Origin of the sequence: Staphylococcus microti (assembly GCF_000934465.1) — a bacterium.
GTDB classification, from domain to species: Bacteria; Bacillota; Bacilli; order Staphylococcales; family Staphylococcaceae; genus Staphylococcus; species Staphylococcus microti.
Map to the genome: position 1 here is coordinate 1 of NZ_JXWY01000025.1, position 225 is coordinate 225.

At 32.9% G+C, this 225-nt stretch carries 1 pseudogene; it reads right to left on the reverse strand.

Going from position 1 to position 225, the window contains the following annotated elements:
* Nucleotides 1–225 (reverse strand): annotated as a pseudogene (locus tag TP70_RS12550) (hypothetical protein); the annotation flags it as partial.

The following is a 225-nucleotide window of genomic DNA, read 5'->3' on the forward strand; positions in this document are numbered from 1 at the left end:
ATTCAAAGATCTACCTGCTTGTATTGTGTATTTTGAGGCTTTTGTCCAACTAGGAGTCATATTAGAATATCCTGAAAATCTCATGTTGTATCTTGTTGAGGATATAGTTTTTACTTTTTGTGATAGTCCAACAGCTCTTGGTTGTATATTGTTGTTTTGGTCATTTAAGTACATTTGTTTGTCTTCTTCGCTTTCAAAGAAGATTTTGTCTCCATTTTCTTCGGT